The sequence below is a fragment of the Ktedonobacteraceae bacterium genome (assembly GCA_035653615.1).
Lineage (GTDB): Bacteria > Chloroflexota > Ktedonobacteria > Ktedonobacterales > Ktedonobacteraceae > DASRBN01.
In genome coordinates, this window is sequence record DASRBN010000038.1 from 64,712 (window position 1) to 85,633 (window position 20,922).

The 20,922-nt window shown below is 53.9% G+C and carries 21 protein-coding genes; 13 read left to right on the plus strand and 8 right to left on the minus strand.

All coding sequences use genetic code 11. The annotated features are described in order from the left end of the window. Window positions 1-5: 5 nt before the first annotated feature. The gene (locus VFA09_23215; GenBank protein ID HZU70200.1) at window positions 6-332 is read right to left on the minus strand and encodes a DUF503 domain-containing protein; all 327 of its coding nucleotides are present in this window, start codon (window positions 330-332) and stop codon (window positions 6-8) included. A gap of 187 nt (window positions 333-519) precedes the next feature. Between VFA09_23215 and upp the strand changes: the two genes are divergently transcribed. From upp to VFA09_23235, 4 genes are all read left to right on the plus strand, one after another. Continuing rightward, window positions 520-1,233, plus strand: coding sequence for a uracil phosphoribosyltransferase (gene upp / locus VFA09_23220; protein ID HZU70201.1), 714 nt, complete (start codon window positions 520-522; stop codon window positions 1,231-1,233). A gap of 37 nt (window positions 1,234-1,270) precedes the next feature. Next, window positions 1,271-1,789 carry a hypothetical protein gene (locus tag VFA09_23225; protein ID HZU70202.1) on the plus strand — a complete coding sequence of 173 codons (519 nt, stop codon included), beginning with the start codon at window positions 1,271-1,273 and terminating at the stop codon, window positions 1,787-1,789. Window positions 1,790-1,801: 12 nt separating this feature from the next. Next, the gene (locus VFA09_23230; GenBank protein ID HZU70203.1) at window positions 1,802-2,620 is read left to right on the plus strand and encodes a M55 family metallopeptidase; all 819 of its coding nucleotides are present in this window, start codon (window positions 1,802-1,804) and stop codon (window positions 2,618-2,620) included. 393 nt (window positions 2,621-3,013) lie between these two features. Then, window positions 3,014-3,796 carry a hypothetical protein gene (locus VFA09_23235; GenBank protein HZU70204.1) on the plus strand — a complete coding sequence of 261 codons (783 nt, stop codon included), beginning with the start codon at window positions 3,014-3,016 and terminating at the stop codon, window positions 3,794-3,796. A 227-nt stretch (window positions 3,797-4,023) separates the two neighbouring features. Here the strand turns inward: VFA09_23235 and VFA09_23240 are convergent, their stop codons facing one another. Beyond that, entirely contained in the window at window positions 4,024-5,076 is a 1,053-nt protein-coding gene (locus VFA09_23240) for a WD40 repeat domain-containing protein (GenBank protein HZU70205.1), read from the minus strand. Window positions 5,077-5,397: 321 nt separating this feature from the next. Here VFA09_23240 and VFA09_23245 point away from each other — a divergent pair, with 321 nt between their 5' ends. Continuing rightward, window positions 5,398-5,571 (plus strand): hypothetical protein, encoded by a 174-nt coding sequence (locus tag VFA09_23245; GenBank protein ID HZU70206.1) that lies wholly within the window; start codon window positions 5,398-5,400, stop codon window positions 5,569-5,571. Between the two features lie 141 nt (window positions 5,572-5,712). Next, a complete protein-coding gene (locus tag VFA09_23250) occupies window positions 5,713-6,006 on the plus strand; it encodes a hypothetical protein (GenBank protein HZU70207.1) in 294 nt (97 codons plus the stop codon). Window positions 6,007-6,324: 318 nt separating this feature from the next. On the opposite strand, the gene VFA09_23255 is transcribed toward VFA09_23250, so the two are convergent. The 5 genes from VFA09_23255 to VFA09_23275 form a co-directional block, all read right to left on the minus strand. Then, window positions 6,325-6,501: a hypothetical protein gene (locus VFA09_23255; protein ID HZU70208.1), complete on the minus strand. Its 177-nt coding sequence runs from the start codon at window positions 6,499-6,501 to the stop codon at window positions 6,325-6,327. Between the two features lie 97 nt (window positions 6,502-6,598). Beyond that, complete coding sequence (locus VFA09_23260) at window positions 6,599-7,465, minus strand: ABC transporter permease subunit (GenBank protein ID HZU70209.1); 867 nt, start codon at window positions 7,463-7,465, stop codon at window positions 6,599-6,601. Window positions 7,466-7,520: 55 nt separating this feature from the next. Continuing rightward, window positions 7,521-8,555, minus strand: a complete 1,035-nt coding sequence (locus tag VFA09_23265) for an ABC transporter ATP-binding protein (protein ID HZU70210.1) — start codon at window positions 8,553-8,555, stop codon at window positions 7,521-7,523. A gap of 14 nt (window positions 8,556-8,569) precedes the next feature. Continuing rightward, complete coding sequence (locus tag VFA09_23270) at window positions 8,570-9,850, minus strand: hypothetical protein (protein ID HZU70211.1); 1,281 nt, start codon at window positions 9,848-9,850, stop codon at window positions 8,570-8,572. Beyond that, the gene (locus VFA09_23275; GenBank protein HZU70212.1) at window positions 9,843-10,493 is read right to left on the minus strand and encodes a sigma-70 family RNA polymerase sigma factor; all 651 of its coding nucleotides are present in this window, start codon (window positions 10,491-10,493) and stop codon (window positions 9,843-9,845) included. Before VFA09_23275 ends, VFA09_23270 begins: the two co-directional genes overlap by 8 nt. A 334-nt stretch (window positions 10,494-10,827) precedes the next feature. Here VFA09_23275 and VFA09_23280 point away from each other — a divergent pair, with 334 nt between their 5' ends. The 7 genes from VFA09_23280 (at window position 10,828) to VFA09_23310 (ending at window position 17,916) form a co-directional block, all read left to right on the plus strand. Next, on the plus strand, window positions 10,828-11,571 hold the full coding sequence (locus VFA09_23280; protein HZU70213.1) for a helix-turn-helix domain-containing protein: 744 nt from the start codon (window positions 10,828-10,830) through the stop codon (window positions 11,569-11,571). Further along, complete coding sequence (locus VFA09_23285; GenBank protein HZU70214.1) at window positions 11,571-12,494, plus strand: ABC transporter ATP-binding protein; 924 nt, start codon at window positions 11,571-11,573, stop codon at window positions 12,492-12,494. The genes VFA09_23280 and VFA09_23285 overlap by 1 nt, the downstream gene beginning before the upstream one ends. A 13-nt stretch (window positions 12,495-12,507) precedes the next feature. Then, a complete protein-coding gene (locus tag VFA09_23290) occupies window positions 12,508-13,362 on the plus strand; it encodes an ABC transporter permease subunit (protein HZU70215.1) in 855 nt (284 codons plus the stop codon). A 349-nt stretch (window positions 13,363-13,711) separates the two neighbouring features. Next, complete coding sequence (locus tag VFA09_23295; GenBank protein HZU70216.1) at window positions 13,712-14,404, plus strand: DNA-3-methyladenine glycosylase; 693 nt, start codon at window positions 13,712-13,714, stop codon at window positions 14,402-14,404. A 121-nt stretch (window positions 14,405-14,525) separates the two neighbouring features. Then, the gene (locus VFA09_23300; GenBank protein HZU70217.1) at window positions 14,526-15,992 is read left to right on the plus strand and encodes a DnaJ domain-containing protein; all 1,467 of its coding nucleotides are present in this window, start codon (window positions 14,526-14,528) and stop codon (window positions 15,990-15,992) included. Window positions 15,993-16,093: 101 nt separating this feature from the next. Continuing rightward, window positions 16,094-16,858, plus strand: a complete 765-nt coding sequence (locus VFA09_23305; GenBank protein HZU70218.1) for a glycosyltransferase family 2 protein — start codon at window positions 16,094-16,096, stop codon at window positions 16,856-16,858. 53 nt (window positions 16,859-16,911) lie between these two features. Beyond that, window positions 16,912-17,916 (plus strand): D-glycerate dehydrogenase, encoded by a 1,005-nt coding sequence (locus VFA09_23310; protein ID HZU70219.1) that lies wholly within the window; start codon window positions 16,912-16,914, stop codon window positions 17,914-17,916. 117 nt (window positions 17,917-18,033) lie between these two features. Here VFA09_23310 and ppdK read toward each other — a convergent pair whose 3' ends face one another. After that, window positions 18,034-20,814 (minus strand): pyruvate, phosphate dikinase, encoded by a 2,781-nt coding sequence (gene ppdK, locus VFA09_23315; GenBank protein ID HZU70220.1) that lies wholly within the window; start codon window positions 20,812-20,814, stop codon window positions 18,034-18,036. Window positions 20,815-20,922: the final 108 nt, after the last annotated feature.

Sequence of the window (20,922 nt, forward strand, 5' to 3'; positions counted from 1 at the left end):
GGAAGCTACCAATGAATGATTTCAGACTCGGCATCCGTTACCAGGATATCAGGTCGTGTCTCTTCTATATAACGCCGCACATGGCTCAAAATTTCGTCCGCGTGCTGGCTGCTATTGCTGATGCAGCTCACGCCAAGTTTAGCGATCTGCCAGCGATCCTGCTCATCGACCTCGGCAATCGCCACCTCAAATTGATTGCGCACCCGCGCCAGCACGGATTTGACAATCTGCCGTTTGTCTTTCAACGAATGGCACATGGGCAGGTGCAATGTGATTTGACTGACGCCGACTATCATGTTGATAGTATAGAGCAAGGACGGATGAAGTTGCAAACGGGATGCCTTCTTTGGTAGGGATTCTTCGCTGCGCTCAGAATGACATGTCCCGGGACATGTCATTCTGAGCGCAGCGAAGAATCCCTACCAAAGTCCTGTGTAATCATCTTTCCTTTGCAATCTCGACGCATCTGTACGACTCTGGTACAATGTGTAAAAGATATGGTACAAAGGAGAAGCTCTCATGGCTGAAACAGATACATCAACCGGCGGGAAACCGGCCCTGCCGATGCAGGGAGTGCCGCAACCCTCAAGAGACGAGGTATTGGGCCTGCCTCGCGTTCACATATCCACCCACCCTGTGATGGCACACAAAATGACCGCGCTGCGCGATAAGAATACACCGCCGCCTGAGTTTTACCGCCTGGTGAAGGAGATCGGCGCATTGCTGGCTTATGAGGCAACCGCGAACCTGGCACTGGAGCCTGTGGCTATCGAGACCCCTCTGGAGCCGATGGTTGGTCAGCGGCTGGCAGGTGGCATCGGCGTGACTCCCATCCTGCGCGCGGGGCTGGGACTGGCAGAGGCTTTCCGCGAAGTCATTCCCGATGTACAGATCTGGCACCTGGGTCTGAGGCGCGACGAGAACACACTGCAGGCGATGGAATACTACAACCAGCTTCCTCATCGTGTAGACCTGCAGGTTTGCTATGCCGTCGATCCGATGCTGGCAACCGGCGGCTCGGCCATCGATGCCATCAATATTCTCAAACGGCGCGGCATCCCTCGCCTCTCTTATGTCGGTATCATAGCGGCGCCCTACGGTCTGCTCAAGCTGTCCCAGACGCATCCTGACATCGATATTTATATAGCAGCGCTGGACGAGAGCCTTAATGATCGCGGCTACATCATGCCAGGCCTGGGCGACGCGGGAGATCGCCAGTTCGGCACATTTTGAGCCGCCTTATCATTCAAACCAGAAGAACAGATAGATAATGCCAATTCCATATATACCCGATCCCAATACCGGCGACAACCAGGAGCCGGAAGAATATAGAGCGTACCAGGAGCCAGAAGCACCTGCTTTCGATCCCCTGACAACAGAAGAACCCGAACTACCGGTACCTATAGAGGATGAGCCACCTTTACCTGTCTCACTTGAAACACAGTTGCCACCGGAGGCGCGGAGTGAGGCCAACGGCGGCCCGCTGGGCTGCTGCCTTGGTGTAACCATTGGCCTGTTTTTTAGTGTTTTCATTGGCGTCGTCGGCTTCGGCGGCGACCTGGCCTATGTCCTGAGTTTTGTGCTGCCCTTTAACGCGCTTACCGATATTCGCATCGCCACAGGTGTAATCGCAGTGATAGGTGCGGTGCTGTGTGGCTATTTTGGTTGGAGAATCGGCAAAAGTATTTACCGCGAGTACGAGCCGCCCGTTATAAAAGAGAGAAACAAAAAACGCAAGGCGAGACCAAACGCAAAAAAGCCCAAGTTGGATCCGTACAAAAATTTCTAAGAGGGGAAATGCATGCGTGTCGTTATTTTCTGCGATATGGAAGGAATCTCCTGTATCGAGACCTGGGAGCAAGTTTCAGCCGGGAAACCATTCTACGAAGAGAGCCGCAAACTCTATACCGATGAGATGAATGCGGCCGTGCGCGGTGCTCGCGCTGCTGGTGCCAGCGATATCACGGTAGTCGATTGTCATGGCGCGGGAGGCGCATACAGTTTCAAGAGCTTTCTACCGGACCGCCTGGAATCGGGCGCGCAATACGTCTTTGGCTATCCCTGGGCGCGTTATATCCAGCCTTTCGAGCAGGGCTGCGACGCTATTCTATTCGTTGGCGCGCACGCCATGGCCGGTACGCCCGATGGCGTCCTCTGCCACACCGTCTCCTCAGAGTCCTGGTACAACGCCTGGATCAACGACACGCTGGTCGGCGAAAGCGGCATACTGGCAGCGGTAGCCGGTTGCTGGGACGTACCCGCCATCTTCGTTTCCGGGGACGAGGCCACCTGTCGCGAGGTAACGGCGCTGCTCGGCGAAGGCGTTGTGACGGCACCCGTCAAGACAGGTCTGGGCCGTTTCTCGTCGCGCAACATGGCCCCCAGAGATGCCTGTTCTTTAATCGAAATGCGCACCGCCCAGGCCATCAGCATGAAGCAACACTGGCCCGCGCCTTATAAGCCCCAGGGTCCGGTGACGTTTCGGGTCGAACTGGCTACACCCGATAGAGTCAATGATTTTGTGGGGAGAACCGGCGTGGTAGTTGAGGGGCCACGCACGGTTTCTTCGACGGGGGAGAATTTCTGGCAGGCCTGGGATCAGTTCTGGTACCGGAATTAGGTTTCACCGACACTATCAATCGGCCTGTAGAGCCAATTCACAAACACATACCAGGTATCTTTCAGTAGAATACAGCAGTCTTTTGCTCCATTTTACAGCAGGGCTTTTCGCATTTGCTAAGGATGGGTTTTGTGAAAGAAGAGTCAGACTTCATCAGATACTTGCATAGATGCTTGTGCTTCCGATCCACTATGTGAAGCGGCCCGGCGCTCAAGCGTTAATCCCTTGGCGGGTGCCGGTAAAATGTAGGTTTTTACCCAGGACAAATGTGGAAAAGACCATAGAAGTGAACTCGATTGTCAGGTATCATATCGATCAAGAACGAATGGCCCGCTTGCCACTAGAGCCGGGCGGTTCCAGGCAGGAACAAATCACAAGAAAGGTCGTATTCTCATGATTCGATTACTCATTCTCTTACTGACCAGGCGTTGGGGCCTGATCGTGTGCGGCGTCATTCTAGTTATCGCCGGACTGATCTGGGGAGCAGTGGGGTCGCACCAGGTTACTTACGAAACCAGCCAGCCAAACACTAACTATCATATCGGCAGTGGCTCGGAGACGGGCAACATTTACATCAATGCCGATGGGTCCTCGGACTACTTCGTTGCGCTCAACGGAAGTTTTGGCCGGTCGGTCGCCCAGAGCGACATCGATAACTCCACCGCGATCAGCTTTGTTGCTCGCACAGACACAACCAGTGTCGATCTGAATGTAAACGGCACAACCGTCAATGAGGCCCATCAGATTGAAAAGCTGGTCTTTTACGATAGCAGCGGCAACGTGCTGGGAACCTATACCACGAGCGAGTACCTTGCCAACCCGAATGGGTTTTATGACAACGAATGGTTGAAATCGATCTGGTTGATCATCGCCGGCGCGATTCTGGGTGTTCTTGGACTGGTCTTGCCCATGTTCAGGAAGCGACCGCAGGTAGCAAGCCCGGTCTTTACCGGAGCTGTTGGCGCACAGCCCGCTCAACCCTACTCGCCGTATCAAGCACCAACTGTTTATGGGCAGCCTTATCAGGGACCGCAGGCGGCGCCTGATCCATACGGACAGGCCTACCAGGGGCCGCAGCAGTATCCACAACAATACCCACAGGCCACGCAATATCCATCACAGCAGCCGGGCAACCAGCCGGGATATAATCCTTACCAGCAACCGCCTCAGGGGTGAGAGCGCGGGCAGGAATTTGAGAGTTCTGTTTTGTCTCTAAAGTCCTAAGTACAATCAGATAACGCCTGTGAGATTTTATGCGGGCGGTTTACCTGTAGATGTGGGCGAGTTTTCATTCGTAGGGAATGCCTGATTGTAGTTGGAACCCATATACGTATGAAGTTAAAAACTTCACTCTCATACGTATATGGGCATTTGGAATCCTTACGCCTAAGTTTTAAAAGTAACTAATCGGTTGACCATACTTGTACAATTCCACTGCTAAAACCAGCGGCGATGCGAGTACCATCCGGTGACCAGGCCACGGATAAAACCTGACCTGATTCTACAAACGAATTGCCTAGATCAAGAATAGCAACATCCTCTCCTGTCGTAGAATCATACACCTTCAAGGCCTCTGCTGACATACTTCCAATAACGATATAAGAGGCATCAGGCGACCAGCTTATTGCATACGTTCTGAATGGACTGTTATCGCAAAGTACGACATTGCCTCCCGTATTCGCATCCCAAATCTGTACTGTTGAATTTTTTCTGAGCAATCCATCCTCTTCAGCAGCATTAACCCTATCACTCCCGGAAGCAATTCTTTTGCTATCAAATGACCAGCATAGTGTGATGACTGTATTGGAATGGCCACGATACATGAGTACGTCGTTTCCCGTAATTGCGCTCCAAACTCTTACGGTCTTATCATCACTACCAGAAGCGATATATTTACTATCAGGTGACCATGATACTGCTTCTACCGGACCAGCATGTCGTTTATACACAACAGAGGTATCTCCAGTGAAAGCATTCCATATTCGTACTGTCTTGTCCTCACTTCCTGACACGATTTGAGTGCTATCTGGCGCCCATCCTACTGACCAGACGATACCAGTATGACCGAAATATGTCAATATTTCGTGGCCGGTATTGGCATTCCATATTTTTCCACAGTTATTTTCAGTGCCAGCAGCAATATACTCACCATCAGGTGACCAGGCCATTGTCACTACAGAGTCAGATTTGGTAGAGAGAGTCAAAATATGTGAACCATTAGTAGGATTCCATATCTGTACTGTACCATCATATCCACCGAAAGCGATTTTGCTACTATCAGGTGACCATGCTAAGGCCCTTACACCGCTCTGATGACCAGGGTAGGTTATAAGTTTTCCACCACTCCTCCTGCCCCATATCTTTATGGATCGAGCTAAATGAGCTCGGGCTTTATTATCTCGGTAAGCTAGACTCCATAAGGACCCATCTTCGTCTTGTATAGAATAATTTTCCATATTCAACCTCCCATGATAATAAACTCTCGTTCATTAAAAAACAACCATGCAGAAGATAATTGCTATCTCGTTGTTCTTCATCTCAAACCCTGCATTTTATTTCATCATTATACCATTTTAAGTCACAACCCAGGTGAATAGCGCGGTTTTATTAACTGAGGGTAATTGAGCAAAGTGCGCATAATTTCATGATTTCCGCCTTCTGGATTTCATTCGGTTCTGTATTCTAATTTCTTTATGTGTTTTTAATTTACTTCCTCATCAATATCATTTATGCTCGCTATGCTATTTTACGCCAGCAATTGAATAAGAGGAGGTTACATGACCAAAAACACCAGTACCCCTTTGCCGGGAGAAAGAAAAGCGCATAGTTTACTGATCAGTTTTCCTCTAGCACTTGTCATTTTTATGTTTGTACTAGGAACTATTATCAGTATATTTGCTCCAGTTGCTCACGCTGGCTCATTAACTGATGTAGGAAGGCATTCTGGCTGAACTATTTTATATGACGGGAAGTATTTCTCTGTACGATCGCACCAGAAACTCAATATCCCAAATGGTATACCTGGTACCATCCCGTGCATTGGAGTATCTATATGGGATCAGAATTACGCTCCCCATGAGATTAAAGCGACCATGGATCTCACAAACAACTGCTCCGGCGGCCTTACAAACACCTATTGGAGTGTTTACACAGTAATTACCTGTGGTCCTGGTCAAATTCCAGGTCCTGGTGGTAAAGGGGGTCCTATTATTTTAACCAAGGGACAAAGCGTAACAGTTTTTCAGGAAGAAGGAACTGTTACTTGCCTTCATGATGGGATTCCTGTTTCTTGGAGTGCAACTACTAATGGAAGTGCAGATGGTAATATTTCAGGCACCCAAGATGTTGGCGTCGGTAGTGGCTCCACGACTATAGATGGTTTCTGATTACAAAGTAATGTATCCAACTTATCTTTGAATAAGTAAACATAATACTAGCGGAGCTTGTTCGGAAAACTGACTTGTATCCCAGGTGGAGATTTCCGAACAAGCTCTTAAAATTTTTCTCAAAATATTAACACATCTTAAAACAACTTCCCCACTCGAAAAGAAGCATCGCAGCTTATTTCCGCACGTTGCTTCACAAATCCCGCCGCTGAAAACCGTATTGCCCCTGTCATAGGCAGCGTAATGCAATGCTTATACGTATGTGGATACTTGAATACCTCCATCAGCACCAAAATCGCCACGTGTCTTGACTATTCCCTAACACATCCTTGGTGGCGGCGGGCAAGTATAAGCTACCGCATGACTGGCGCTGAAGCCTGCATGCTGGAAAGGGTCACCTGAACGCGCCATGCTAATGGACCAGCTCAACAGAGCTACTAGCAGGACCAGGGCAAGACCAACGATAAGCAGTGTTCTTCGAAGTGATATGGTCATGGTTCACTCCTTTTCTGTCTCAATAGTTGAGCAATATTCAGACTTTCCTGCTCAAGTATAACATATCGTAGAGCAATTCTTTAATGGGAAGACTCACTTACAAATCCCGCTTCTGAAAGCGTATCGCCCCTCCAATCGGGAGCGCAATGCAGTACAGTATGGCCCAGGCGAAGAGCGCAGGGGCTATCGGCTGGATCGAGGTAAAGGGCGTATTCAGGCTGAAGAGCAGGCCGCGTTCCTGTACCAGGCTGAATACGAAGGAGGGGACAAGGTAGTATGAGGCGCCGTGCCAGAGGGCATCGGTTGGAATTACCAGATTGACGAAGGTGATGATATTCTGCGTCGTTTGACCCTGCGACGTGGTAATCAGCTGCACGAAGCTGGCCAGGGGCGCGCCGATAAACATCATGATCGCAATGGCCCCGTTGACAAGGGTAGGGAAGATTGTGCTGCCCAGCGTGGTGAGAGCCAGCAAGACGAGCGTACTCATTTCGATCATGCCCAGCGCGGGCAGGGCATTTTCAGGGAAGTAGCCCGTGCGCCAGAAGATGATGCCCAGGAAGGTGAAAAAGAGCATCGCCGTGTAGATGGTCAGGATCAGCGCGTAGCCCAGCCACTTGCCGAAGATGATCTCGGCGCGATGCAAAGGCTTCGAGACAACGACGGAAAAGGTATTCGCCTCTATCTCGCCGGAAGTCATGTTGATGCTCAGCACGATGGTCAAGGCCCCGCTGAGCAGATAGGCGGCCCATACCGATAGAATAGAAATAACGACGTCAAATTCCAGCAAGAAGAGCTGTGGGTCGGAGTGATTTGGAGCATTCGCGAGCTGGATCGAATAGGCGGCATTGAGCATGAGGGCGAACACCGCCAGCAGCAAGATATTCAATACCAGCATCGCCAGCAGGAGCCAGCGATGAAAGGCTTCCTGAATGGTGAAGCGTGTAATCAAGAGCAATCCCATGATATATTTCCCTCTATGAAGGACAGGCACAAGGCCCTGTCCCTACAGCATGAAATTAATTGCCTGCTTTCAAAGCATCGATCGTATCGAAGAAGATTTGTTCGAGCGAGAGGCGGCGCGGCGCCAGTGTGTAGAGACGCGCCCCGCAGGCATAGACGATGTCCGCGATATCGGCTGATTGCCCCTCACGCTGAACCTCGACCTGGAGGCTGTTCGGGTCATCCTCTTGCATTTCTATAGAGAGCGCGACAGATTTGAGACGCAGGAGCAATTCCTCTGTAACCTGGCTGACGCGCACCTCAAAGACCTTTCTCTTGTCGAACAATTCGGCAGGCGCGCCAACTTTCAAGATACGTCCCTGGTTGATGATGGCGACGCGGTCGCAGATGGCTTCGACATCGGCCAGCAGGTGCGAATTGAGGAAGATGCTGGTGCCCTCTTCCCGCAGTTCGCGCAGCAGTTCGCGCATATCACGCTGGCCGACAGGATCAAGGCCGGACACGAGTTCATCGAGAATAACCAGGTCCGGCTTGTTGATGAGGGCCTGGGCCAATCCGATGCGCTGCAACATACCCTTGGAAAATGTGCCCAGCTTCTGATGATCGCGCCCGGACAAACCCACCATCTCCAGCACTTCTGTAATGCGTTTTTCCAGCGTTGCTCCTCGCAGACCATAGAGCCGACCGTGAAATTCGAGAAAGTCATGCGCCTTGAACCAGCGATGGAAAGAGGGGAATTCGGGTAAATAACCAATGCGCCGGCGCGATTCTACGTGATTGATCGGCTGGCCCAGCACGCGCACCGTGCCTTTTGTGGGCGCGACCAGCCCGGTGAGTATCTTCACTACAGTGGATTTTCCCGCGCCGTTTGGCCCAAGAAAGCCGAAAGCCTCGCCCCTGTAGGTGACAAGGCTGATATCATCGACCGCGATGATCTGCTGGTAGACCTTGCGCAGTCCCTGTATTTCTACCGCGGGCAGGCGGCCATTACCATTCATAGCAGGCGAGGGCGACCGCGAAGGGTCGCCCTTACTATACACCGGTGGGCCTACCGGCTCCTGATTTGTGGCAGATTTGCTATTCAATTGCATGTATCACTCGCCCTCTAAACTAACGAATTGGCCGATCTCAATAACTGATTGGTATCGGAAACGGTGCCACCGACGGCGTAGATGATATTTCCTGTTTGCCACACAACCGCGCTGCCAGCAGGAAATTGCTTGAACTGCTTAATAGTGGTCGAGATGTTCCGGGTGAGCAACAGTCCGCTGGTGCCATGTACGGTGATGGTCTGGGAATTGATGCCCGACGGAACCGGCAACGGTACGACGCCGCTGCTCAGGTCGATTTGCTTGAGCTGCGCTACAAGCTGGGAAGGCAGGCCAGGAAGCGAGAGCGCGACATTGCGCAATTCCTCAAGCGTTGCGCTACCGGTGGCGCGTATCAAGGGGCTGGGAATTTCCATGATCATGAATTGGGTATCGGCCCCGTTTCCGTATGAAATCGCCACACCCGCGCTAATTGTTAGCTCAAAGGTCGCGCCATCCAGATTGGCCGGAATGTTGACGTTGCCATAGCCATTCTTTGAGAAGAAGGCGCGCGCTTTGCTGGCATTGAAGGTAAAGGTAGCCTGCCCGGCGCTCATCACACTGAAATCAGGGGTGGTGGGAATGCCGCGCGGCAGGTAGTGGGGCAGCAAGATGGGGAAGTTGACCATGCGAGCGGCCTGCGCTTCCGTCAGACCATCCTGGGTTTGTAAGCTGCCGGGCTGAACCTGCAAGGTTCCCAGGTCCTCAAACGATGGAATTGGACGCGAGGCCAGCGTCTGTATGTCTTGCTTCGTGACCTGCACGGTCTGGAAATGCTGCACGCGGAAGAGCGAGAGAAACTGGCTTGCTAACGCGCCGCCATTGGGTACCAATATCAGCACAATCAATACGGCCGCTACAGCCGCGACCATCCAGCTGCGAGGAACGCGATACCATTTGCGCGCTTCGGTCTTCCTGGCGGGCAAGACCTGGACTGTTGCTCGCCTGGCCGGTTCAGGTGTTTCATCAAGAGCAACCTGAGAGAGCCCATATACGGGGATCTCTTGCCGGCTATCCAATTGCAGGCCTGTTTCCCCGATTCCATTTGCTCCCATTCCAGGAGTTGCAGCGAGGATGATTTGCTGGATCATAGCGACATCGGCGGGCCGTGCAAGGGTATGGTCTTCATCCTGATATACCGCATTGATTTCCAGGATCATACGCTCCAGGGCCTGATTCTGCTCGGCCTCGCTCAACACGGTGGCAATAGTATCGACGTCGCCGTTCTCCATAGCGCAGATGTAGCGCTGTAGAATCTGAGCATTATGCTGCATAGCAGGGGTCAGTTGCTCATTCATGGCTTTCTCCTTCCTGATTGTTCATATGTTGTTCGCGCCAGGCTAAACGCAGGCGTTTCAAGGCGCGGTGCAATCTTACACGCGCCGCGGCAGGTGTAATACCGAGCTTCTCCGCCAGGGCTTCTCTCTCAAAGCCATAGAGGAACGCCAGTTGTAAGAGTTGTTGATCCTCAGGCGAGACAAGAGAGAGCAGCAGGGCTGCCTGTTCGTTGGCGGCGACATCCTGTTCCGGCCCGGCGGTTGCGCATGCCGGAATCTGGTCTAACAGTTCATCGTCGCTCAGGGACTCTTGCCGGTCTGTTGACAGCTCGTGAATAAATAATTCGCGCCGCGAGCGCTTCGCGTACTCTACCTTTTTGCGTTTGATGATGTTGATCGCTATGCCTAAAAGCCACGCCATCGGCTGGCCCGAAGGATTGAAGCGGTCGGCATGGTCAAGCGCTTCGATGACCACTTCCTGTAACACCTCAATCGCCGTAGCTGTCACCTCTTCACCCCTGGCAACGCCCATACGTTGGACATAAGAACGCAGGGTGCCAAGGAGCGCCGCCGCATTGTCAGCAAGAAATTCGACAATGCGCTCCTTATTAGAGGCGGTCGAAGGTATAACATAGGCCACGCCGCGTGGCATATCTGGTTCCATTTACACGTCCTTCCGTACCTGTTGATTGATAGAGGCGTGTCCGATTTGTGTCCCTACAGTATACTATTCAATTCTGAAGGAGAAAGTGTTACATTCGATTCACTCAGATTCTTCGTTGCACTCAGAATGACATGTCCCGGACACAGGCGCCTGTGTCCGGGACATGTCATTCTGAGTGCAACGAAGAATCTCTCGCCCAACTTATGGGTAATCATCGGATTGTTAATGCTTGACTTTCGCTCTCGTTTCGGGTATATTTATGACCGGAAAACGATTTTGACCAATTTAGCTTAATTGGTCAACCAGTCACGCATCTAAGGAAGAGGTGGGAAAGGTGTCGAATCGACGTAGCAGGAACGGAGAAGACAGAAAGCAGGAGGAGCGCTCGAAGCAGCAGGAACGCGCCCAGCGTATTCTCGATGCCGCGGCAGAGTTGATACAGCGCTGGGGTTACAATAAAACAACGATTGACGATATCGCCAGGCGAGCGGGAGTGGCAAAAGGCACCATTTACCTGCACTGGAAAACGCGCGAAGACCTTTTCGATGCGCTGATGCGGCGCGAGGAGCTGGCGCTGACCGAAGATATCCGGCGGCGTATCGCCGCTGATCCGGAGGGCGCGACACTGCACGGCGTGATGAAACATGCCACACTTGCGACCATGAAAAGCCCGCTGATGAAAGCGGTGATTTTGCGCGATACCAATATGATAGGCGAACTGGTGCATAAAGAATATGCAACCGAGGCTTACGAAGAAAGGATAGCTCGCTACAAGACGTTTCTTGAGTTTTTGCGCAATCATGGCCTGGTACGCGCCGATATCGGCATACGTGAGGAGCTGTACCTGTTGAGCGCCCTTTCGACGGGCATTCTACTCATCGACCCCTGGTTGCCGGATGACATCAAGGTGCCCGACGAAGTAGCGGCGGAGTTAATGGCGGAAACGATTCGACGCACCTTCGAGCCACGCCAGGCCACCACGCAAAGCGAATTACAGGAGGTTACTACGGTCTTTAATCAGTATATCGACCGGGTCGTAGAAATTACAAAAGAGCAGGTTCAAAAGGAGATAGAGTGATGAGTACTCCAGAACCGGTTATCGTGATTGATAACCTTCATAAATCATATGGAACTGTGCAGGCGGTAAAAGGCATTTCGATGAATGTGGAGCGCGGTGAAATCTTCGGCTTCCTGGGACCGAATGGGGCGGGAAAGACGACGACGATTCGCTGCATGCTGGATGTTATTCGCCCGACTTCAGGCGCGATTCGCGTACTCGGGCTGGACGCACAGCGTGACGTGCATGAACTTCATCAATATATTGGTTACCTGCCCGGAGATGTGCGTTTGCCGGGTCAGATGACCGGCAAACAGGTGATTGACTACTTCTCGCGCTTACAGGGCCGCGAACCGGTGTTATTAAAGGACCTGGTAGCGCGCTTTGATGTGGAGATGAAGCGTCCTCTCAAGGGCTATTCCAAGGGTATGCGCCAGAAGATTGGCATCGTGCTGGCGTTCATGTGCGACCCTGAAGTGCTGATCCTGGATGAGCCGACATCCGGCCTCGACCCACTGTTGCAGAAGACATTCAACGAGTTCTTGCTACAGGAGCAGGCGCGTGGAAAGACCATCTTCATGAGTTCGCATATTATGAGCGACGTGGAGAAAGTGTGCCAGCGCGTGGCTGTGATCCGCCGGGGAGAGCTGGTAACGGTCGAGGCCGTCGAGGCGCTGCGCGAAAAGGCCGGGCAGCGGGTGACGGTCGAATTTGGAGACGCGGTCACGGCGGAAGAATTGGAGCACATTCCAGGTGTAGGCAATGTCTCCCAGCATGACCACTCCTATAGTCTGACAGTCAGTGGCAGTATGGACCCATTGATCAAGGCATTCAGCTGCCACGAGGTCTTACGTTTACAGGCAGAGGAAGCCCCGTTAGAGGAAGTGTTCCTGAAATTTTATGAAGATACAGGCGCCGGAACATCACCGGTGAATTCGCGATAAAGGAGCGTGCATCATGGCGACAACATCCATTTCCGCAAAAAGCATACCGGCCCCCAGGAAGCGCGCGCATGGACTGGCGATCACTCTACAGGCGCTGCGCAGCGCGCAAATACCGATTGGCTCAGGCGCGTTCTATGCATTTTTTGTAGCGCTCGTGTGTGGTTTAATCTACCCAACGCTATCAGGTTTCAATTTCAACGCTTACCTGACATCAAATGTCGTGGCAGGGCTGGTCGGAGCAAAATTGCCCAGCGCCTCGAGTTTTTCGGCGCTGATCGCGCTCGAGCTGTATAGTTCGTTTTATGGTTTGATTTTCGGTGGCCTGGTAGCCTACATCGCGGGCGCGGCACTGCCTACAACGTTTGAGAACGGGACACTCGACCTCGCGCTTTCTCGGCCCGTCAGTCGCACGCGCTATTACCTGGAATTATGGCTCAGCGCGGTCATCAGCGGTCTCATTCTGAGCATATTGACGGTCTTCGCCGTCTGGCTAAGCACGCTCTTCGTCGCCAATGCCGGTGTGAGCTGGCAATGGCTCTTCACCGCGCAGGCCATCGGGTTCGCCTTTCTCTTCATGGCAACCGGGCTGGGCATGTTGTTCGGCTCATTTCTCAATTCCAGCCGCGCTGCGGGAGGCACCGCACTTGGCTTTGTCGGCCTCTTTTACCTGATGAACACACTCGGCGGGCTTTCCGATAAGCTCTCCTGGATGCAAAAGATTCAACCATTTTACTATACGCAGGCTGTGCAGGCGCTGGCACTGCATTCGATCACCTGGTGGTATCCGTGGATACTGGTCATCATAGGGTTGGTTCTAGGGATTATTGGCCTGGTGGTGTTCAACAGGCGCGATTTACCCACGGTCTGAACAATATAGATACAGGAAAATCCATCATCTACCAAAGTATCCCATTAAAGTGCATGATCCCTACGCCAATACAGAGCGATTGAAAAGTCGCGAGAACGAGCTTGATTTTGTCGGAGCGTCTTGTACAGTTGACCTCACTTGACGCGACTTTTCAATCGCCCTGCCCTGACGCCAATATTCCTTGACCACCCGATTGCCATCTGCTATAGTTCTGGTAGGTAGCGTTCATAATCCACAGCTTGATACGCAGCCGGCAGGGCAGGAAGCGGAGATGGAGCAAGATCACCAGCAGCCTCAATATGAGCAACCGATGGTATCATATCCAGAGATACCCCAACAGTAAGTTAACATGACAATTTCTACTAACTGGAGCCAGGTAGTTAGCACTGCCACTGCCTACCTGAGCGATATCGATCCTATCATGGCTCAAGCGATTGAGCGCGTCGGACCATGCACGCTGGAACCCAATCCTAATGTGTTCGAGGCGCTGATTGATGCGATCATTTCGCAGCAAATCTCCGTCAGGGCGGCGGATGCAATCATGGCCCGCCTGCGCGCCGCGACATGCCAGGCACACGCGTATGCTACGGAATTCACCGGTTCGCTCACGCCTGAAGCGCTGCTGCCCTTAGACCACGACGCGCTGCGAGCAGCAGGGCTTTCGACGCCAAAAGCACGCTATGTGCGCGACCTGACTGAACGTGTCAGCAGCGGCCAGTTGAACCTGGAGCGCCTGGCGGAACTTGATGATGAGGCAGTCATCGCAGAATTGATCGTCGTGAAGGGCATTGGTCGCTGGACGGCTGAGATGATTCTGATTTTCTCGCTGGGACGCGCCGATGTCTTGCCCGTCGATGATCTGGGCCTGTTAGAGGGAGTACGTGAGGCATATGGTTTAGAGAAGCGACCAACCCCCAAAGAGATGCGGGAGCGCGGCGAAATCTGGCGTCCTTATCGCACCTTCGGTACATACTATATGTGGGGCGTGCGGCGCATCGCGATGGGGGTGATGAAAGACCGCACGAGAATTGTGTCGTTGTAGGGCTTTGTACATCATTCAGCATGGACATAGTTGAACTCATGAGGCAGAATCTTATTGAAAGCATCTCCGAGACCTTGCATCTATATTAGTAGAAAGGCAACCAATTTAAAACGTTTCCGCTATGGACACACTCGATAACTACTATGCTATTTTAGGCGTACCTATTGATGCTGATAGTGATACGTTGAAGCGCGCCTATCGCCGGCTGGCGCGGCGCTATCATCCCGACCTTGCAGGGCCGGAGGGCGCGACGCAAATGAAGCGTATCAACCGCGCCTATGATGTACTGAGCGATCCCGAAAAACGCCAGCAATATGATACCATCATTGGTGGCGTTATCGACCTGCGCAAAGGCGGATTGACGCGCCCACGTCCCGTACAGCGCAAATTCGATGCCTCAGAAGACATCGAATACGAAGGCCTCAGTATTTTCAGTACCAGGGGGCCATTTCACCGCGACGCCAGGCTACAAACGCACATTGGCGTGATTTCAGCATTGAGCAGCGTACAGACTCCCGATGGGCCGTGCATTGCAATGGGAACGCTCGATGGTCAGGGCATACTCTGGCACCAGGGCACGGACCGGGCGCACATACGTTTTACCGCCGATCCAACACTTACGCTCGAATCGCTGCGCGAATTGCGCTTCTCGGCATCCGGTGGGCTGGTGGCGGGCTGGGGAAGATTGGGACTGCATGTCTGGGACGCGCGTGATGGGTCGCTGCTGTGGAGTCACCCGCTTCATGTACGTGCCGTATCCGCGCATTACTCGCTTGACGTGGTATTAGAGGAACAGGTGGACGGCGCCCAGGATGTATGGATGGCGCTGCCCCTATTGCGCGATGATCCGCTGGCGCCGCGTTCCCAGGGAGTGCGCGCAACAGATGTGGTACAACATCGCATTGGAACCGCAGCCGAGTCATTGAGCGCGCCGCTTATCTGCGCCGAAGATGAGATCGAAAAACGACAATTCTGGGCGATACGGTTACGCAAATTATCCAGGGATGCGAGCACTCTGCTCACGCTCTCCTGCGCCAATGTGCCTGGCGAGCAGGAGCAAATGATCGTCATACGGCGCTGGGACCTGACAGCAAAGTCGCGTTTTGGTGGGAAACCACGACCTCAAATTACTGTGTCTCTCATGGCAGGAGTCTGTGCCGATTGCGCGCCGCCGTATGCGGTTACCCCAGATGCTACAGTGCTGGCGTTTGTTTCTAAAGGAAAGGGACAGGCCGCTGTTCCTACGAGCAATGGAGGGCGTGCGGCCCAGCGAGGACAGGGACAGGCCGCTGTCCCTACGAGTGATGCGGTGCGAATTTACGATACCCTGAAAGGAACATTTCGCGAATTGAACAGTGGGACGATGGGAGCAAGCTCACGATTGGCCATTTCGCCTGATGCGCAGTGGGTCGCGGTAGCGCGTGAAGATAGTGAGATGAACGAAGGGGTCATCGATCTGTGGTCTACTGCCAGAAGTGAGATCATGCAGAGACTCTATCATCCCTGGCAGGTCAGCACGATGCATTTCGCGGATCACGGACTGGTCGTTGCCCTGATGGATGGAACCATTCAGGTATGGAAGGAGTGAGAGCGTTGCTATTTTTATGCCCGTTCGTTGCTAATAGCAGTACAATTTTTTCAGTGTCTGAGAGTAATTTCATATCTCCCAGAGAAGCGAGGTATTAGCCCATGCGGATTTCAGTAGTTGTACCCGTATATAATGAAGAGGAGACAGTGGCCCAGGTACTCGAATCGCTCTCTCAAGTGCCGCTCGACCTTGAGGTAATTGTAGTAGATGATGCATCAACCGACCGTACCTGGGAGATTTTGCAAGCATTACGCCAGAAGGCTCCATTTAACAGCTATCATTTCATTCGTCACGACCATAATCAAGGCAAGGGAGCAGGCTTGCGCACAGGTTTCGCCCTGGCTACAGGAGACCTGGTCACGGTACAGGATGCCGATATGGAGTATAACCCACAGGATATTCCGGCCCTGGTGCGTAAATGGGAAGAGGCAGGCAAGAACAATGTTGCGATCTACGGGCGCCGCGACCTTTCGCCGCAGAAGTTTACGACGCGCTGGGGTAATCGCTTCCTGACCGGAGTCACGAATATCTTATACGGGTCGCACATTCATGATATGGAGACATGCTACAAGTTAATGCCGGGTGTACTGGCGCGGGCGCTGCCTATGGAGGGCCGCCGTTTCGAGATCGAGCCGGAGATTACGGCCTGTATCCTGCAGGCGGGCTACAGCATTCTTGAAGTTCCCATCGGTTACGCACCCCGTAAGGCTAAAAAGCTCTCACCCTGGAAAGATGGATGGCCCGCCCTGGCGATGTTGCTGCGACGGCGGTTTCAGAAACGCTTCCAGTTCACGCCTCCCCCTCCCACAAGCGAGGCCCCGGAGAGCAGCGTAGTGGAAAAGCAAAGTACGAGTGTGCGACAATAGGGAAGGACGACCGCGAGGTGGTCGTCTCTATATAACAGGGAGGTTATTCTATTATGCCGGATCGTCCAAAGATTCTGGTAACACAGAAAGTGCCAGGCCCTGCCTATCCACCACTCGAGGAAATCGGCGATGTGGAAGCCAATATGGACGAGGGGGTAATCTGGCCTTACGAAGAACTGCTGCGACGCGGTCCCGGTCACGACTATATTTATTGCTTGCTCACCGATAACATTGATGCACGCTTTTTAGAGGCATGCGCGTCGGCCACGCCGCGCTTAAAGATGGTGGCGAACATGGCGGTAGGCTTCAACAATATCGATGTTGAAGCGGCCACACGCCTGGGAATAGCCGTCAGCAACACACCGGGTGTCCTCTCCGATACGACTGCCGACCTGGCTTTTGCCCTGTTGATGGCCGTGGCGCGCCGCATTCCTGAAGCGGAGCGTTTCCTGCGCGCGGGCAAATACCACGGTTGGGGACCTTTACTCTTCTGTGGGGCCGAGGTGCATGGTTCGACACTTGGACTGATTGGAGCCGGGCGCATCGGCAAGTTGGTGGCGAAGCGCTCCACCGGCTTCGACATGAAAGTGATCTATTATGATGTCTATCGCATGTCGGAGGAGGAGGAACTGGAGTACCATCTTACCTACATGCCTTTTGAAGAGGTGCTGAAACTGGCCGACTTCGTCAGTATCCACACGCCCTACATGCCAGCCACCCATCACCTGATCGGCGAGCGCGAATTGAAGTTAATGAAACCAACTGCCATACTGATCAACACGGCTCGCGGGCCAATTGTGGATGAGAAAGCGCTGGTGAAAGCGCTGCAGGAAGGAACCATTGCCGGCGCCGGCCTGGACGTATTCGAGAACGAGCCGGCAGTCGAACCAGAACTGCTGGCGATGGAAAACGTGGTGCTTTTGCCCCACATTGCCAGCGCCTCGCTGCGCACGCGCACGTTGATGGCAACCATGGCCAGCGATAATATTATCGCCTATCATCTCGGTCAGCGCCCGCCCAATATTCTTAACCCGGAAGTGTTGGGTAGCTCCTCGTAAGTCTCAATGTAAGGGCCGTGACTCCAGTAGACAGGCAGGGAGAATTCCTACCTGCACGAAGAAGAAGCGCCTGGTTTGCACGGTTGTGCAGACCAGGCGCTTCTTCTTCTGGCCTGTTTACTTGTCTTTTTCTTTGTGGCTCAGCGCCGCCTGCGCCGCTGCCAGCCTCGCCACCGGCACGCGGAATGGTGAGCAGCTGACGTAGTCCAGGCCGACCTCGTTGAAGAACTCGATGCTGTCGGGGTCGCCGCCATGCTCGCCGCAGATACCAAGCTCCAGGTGAGGATTGGCAGCGCGGCCTTTCTCTACGGCCATGCGCACCAGCTGGCCAACACCATCGCGGTCTAGCGTCTGGAACGGGTTGACCGGCAGAATCTTGACCTTCTCCTTCAAGCCAGGCTCCTCCAGGCCATCGACGTATTTCAGCAGGAACTTGCCCTCGGCATCGTCGCGGCTGAAACCGAAAGTGGTCTGCGTCAGATCGTTGGTGCCGAAGCTGAAGAATTGCGCCACCTTCGCGATCTGGTCGGCGGTGAGCGCGGCGCGTGGCAGTTCGATCATCGTGCCGAACTTGTATTCGACGGCAGAACCGGCCTCTTTCGTAATCTCCTGCGCCACAGCCTCAAGCTGGCGGCGTACCTCTTTCAGTTCATTCACATGCCCGACGAGCGGGATCATGATCTTCGGCTGCAATTTCTTGCCTCCGCGCGCAACCTCCAGAGCGGCCTCCAGGATGGCACGTGTCTGCATGACATTGATCTCCGGGAAAATCAGTCCCAGGCGACAGCCGCGCAGGCCGAGCATGGGGTTCATCTCGCGCATAGCTCCAACAGCTTCCAGCATTTCGCGCTTTTCCTTCAGCTCCTGCTCGTGGCCGCCCTCGGTCTCCAGGCGCGTCACCTCGACCAGCAGATCCTCGTATGAGGGCAGGAATTCGTGCAGCGGCGGGTCAATCAGGCGAATGACGACGGGATAGCCATCGCCGGTCTCAGGATTGATCATGGCCTCGAAAATGCCCTTGAAGTCGCCGCGCTGGAATGGCAGCAATTGGTCGAGGGCCGCCTGGCGCTCTTCTTTGTTCTTGGCCAGGATCATCTTCTGCACGATTGGCAGGCGTTCCTGCTCCATGAACATATGCTCCGTGCGGCACAGTCCGATGCCCTCGGCGCCGAAGGTCACGGCACGCCTGGCGTCGCGAGGATAATCCGCGTTCGCCCATACGCCCAGCCTGCGGAATTTATCGGCCCAACCCAGCAGTTTGCGCAGGTCGGTCTCCTTCTCAAAATCGGGGTCGACGGTGGCGATAATGCCGGCGAATACCTCGCCGGTGGTGCCGTCAATCGAGATGTCGTCTCCCTCGTGAATGACCTGCGTGCCATCAACGACGCGGAAGAGGCGTTCGGCTTCGCTCACTCGAATGCCCTCGCAGCCTGCCACGCACGGCAGACCCAGGCCGCGTGCCACGACCGCCGCGTGACTGGTAGCGCCGCCACGCGATGTCAGCACGCCTTTTGCGGCCAGCATGCCATGCACGTCATCGGGGCTGGTCTCAGGGCGCACCAGTACAACCGGCGTACCGGCCTTGCCCATTTCTTCGGCACGGTCAGCGTCGAATACGGCCTTCCCCCTGGCAGCGCCGGGCGAGGCGTTCAATCCTTTCGCCAGTAACCGGCCCTCTTTCTCGGCCTGCTTCTTCTGATTTTCATCGAAGCGCGGCAGCAGCAACTGGTACACCTGGAAAGGATCGACGCGCTGCACGGCCTCCTGCTCGGAAATCAGTCCTTCCTCGACCATATCCACCGCGACCTTCACGGCGGCCTGCGCGGTGCGCTTGGCCGAGCGCGTCTGGAGCATGTAGAGGCGACCCTTTTCGACCGTGAACTCCAGGTCCTGCATATCGTGATAATGCTGCTCGAGGCGCTGCGCTATTCCCTGGAACTGCCGGTAGACATCCGGTAAATCCTGTTCCAGGCGGCTGATCGGCGATGGGGTGCGAATGCCGGCCACCACATCTTCGCCCTGCGCGTTCAGCAAGTACTCGCCATAGAGCTTCTTCTCGCCGGTGCTGGGATTGCGCGTGAAAGCAACGCCCGTACCGCTATCGTTGCCCATATTGCCGAAGACCATGCTCTGCACATTGACTGCGGTGCCCAGATCATGCGGAATCTTGTTGAAATTGCGGTAATCGATGGCGCGTTTGTTGTTCCAGGACGAGAAGACGGCCTCGATGGCCTTGCTTAATTGCTGGTAGACGTCGGTGGGGAAAGGCTCACCGGACTGCCGCTCGGCGATCTGCTTGAACTCGCCGACCATCTGTTTCAGATCATTGGCCGGTATCTCGGCATCCGTCTTTACTCCCGCGCGCTCTTTATAGTTGTCCAGCACTTCCTCAAATGCCTGCGGATCAACATCCAGCACGATTTTGCTGAACATCTGAATGAAGCGGCGGTAGGCATCGTAGGCGAAGCGCTCATCGCCCGTCAATTGCACCAGCCCCTTGACCGTGTCGTCGTTGATGCCCAGGTTGAGGACGGTATCCATCATGCCCGGCATGGAGAATCTGGCCCCGGAGCGCACGGAGACCAGCAGGGGATTATCTTGCCGGCCAAAGCCCTTGCCCGTCTGCTGTTCCACGATCTTGAGCGCCTCAAGCGCCTGTTCCCACATGCCCGGCGGGAACTTTTTGCCGGATTCATAATAGGCGTTACATGCCTCGGTGGTAATCGTGAAGCCGGGGGGGACAGGCAATCCGGCGTTCGTCATCTCCGCCACGCCCGCGCCTTTCCCGCCCAGCAGGTCGCGCATCTTCGCATTGCCCTCACTAAATACATAGACCCATTTACGTGGAGACTGCTTTACGGCTTCATCCAATCCTGATCGTGTGATTTGTGTTGTCAAATGAACCTCCCTATCTTTTTGTGTTGCCCCGTTGTCGCCAGGGCGGCCCTTATAATCGCTCTGATTGCTCGCCTGGTACGGGGCCGATCAATCGGCGATGGGCGCGAT

What these genes read in the sequence shown, in the direction of transcription:
- upp (HZU70201.1), top strand. Translation starts at nt 520, where the DNA reads ATGGCTGAAACAGATACATCAACCGGCGGGAAACCGGCCCTGCCGATG.
- VFA09_23225 (HZU70202.1), top strand. Translation starts at nt 1,271, where the DNA reads ATGCCAATTCCATATATACCCGATCCCAATACCGGCGACAACCAGGAG.
- VFA09_23230 (HZU70203.1), top strand. Translation starts at nt 1,802, where the DNA reads ATGCGTGTCGTTATTTTCTGCGATATGGAAGGAATCTCCTGTATCGAG.
- VFA09_23235 (HZU70204.1), top strand. Translation starts at nt 3,014, where the DNA reads ATGATTCGATTACTCATTCTCTTACTGACCAGGCGTTGGGGCCTGATC.
- VFA09_23240 (HZU70205.1), bottom strand. Translation starts at nt 5,076, where the DNA reads ATGGAAAATTATTCTATACAAGACGAAGATGGGTCCTTATGGAGTCTA.
- VFA09_23245 (HZU70206.1), top strand. Translation starts at nt 5,398, where the DNA reads ATGACCAAAAACACCAGTACCCCTTTGCCGGGAGAAAGAAAAGCGCAT.
- VFA09_23250 (HZU70207.1), top strand. Translation starts at nt 5,713, where the DNA reads ATGGATCTCACAAACAACTGCTCCGGCGGCCTTACAAACACCTATTGG.
- VFA09_23255 (HZU70208.1), bottom strand. Translation starts at nt 6,501, where the DNA reads ATGACCATATCACTTCGAAGAACACTGCTTATCGTTGGTCTTGCCCTG.
- VFA09_23260 (HZU70209.1), bottom strand. Translation starts at nt 7,465, where the DNA reads ATGGGATTGCTCTTGATTACACGCTTCACCATTCAGGAAGCCTTTCAT.
- VFA09_23265 (HZU70210.1), bottom strand. Translation starts at nt 8,555, where the DNA reads ATGCAATTGAATAGCAAATCTGCCACAAATCAGGAGCCGGTAGGCCCA.
- VFA09_23270 (HZU70211.1), bottom strand. Translation starts at nt 9,850, where the DNA reads ATGAATGAGCAACTGACCCCTGCTATGCAGCATAATGCTCAGATTCTA.
- VFA09_23275 (HZU70212.1), bottom strand. Translation starts at nt 10,493, where the DNA reads ATGGAACCAGATATGCCACGCGGCGTGGCCTATGTTATACCTTCGACC.
- VFA09_23285 (HZU70214.1), top strand. Translation starts at nt 11,571, where the DNA reads ATGAGTACTCCAGAACCGGTTATCGTGATTGATAACCTTCATAAATCA.
- VFA09_23290 (HZU70215.1), top strand. Translation starts at nt 12,508, where the DNA reads ATGGCGACAACATCCATTTCCGCAAAAAGCATACCGGCCCCCAGGAAG.
- VFA09_23295 (HZU70216.1), top strand. Translation starts at nt 13,712, where the DNA reads ATGACAATTTCTACTAACTGGAGCCAGGTAGTTAGCACTGCCACTGCC.
- VFA09_23300 (HZU70217.1), top strand. Translation starts at nt 14,526, where the DNA reads ATGGACACACTCGATAACTACTATGCTATTTTAGGCGTACCTATTGAT.
- VFA09_23305 (HZU70218.1), top strand. Translation starts at nt 16,094, where the DNA reads ATGCGGATTTCAGTAGTTGTACCCGTATATAATGAAGAGGAGACAGTG.
- VFA09_23310 (HZU70219.1), top strand. Translation starts at nt 16,912, where the DNA reads ATGCCGGATCGTCCAAAGATTCTGGTAACACAGAAAGTGCCAGGCCCT.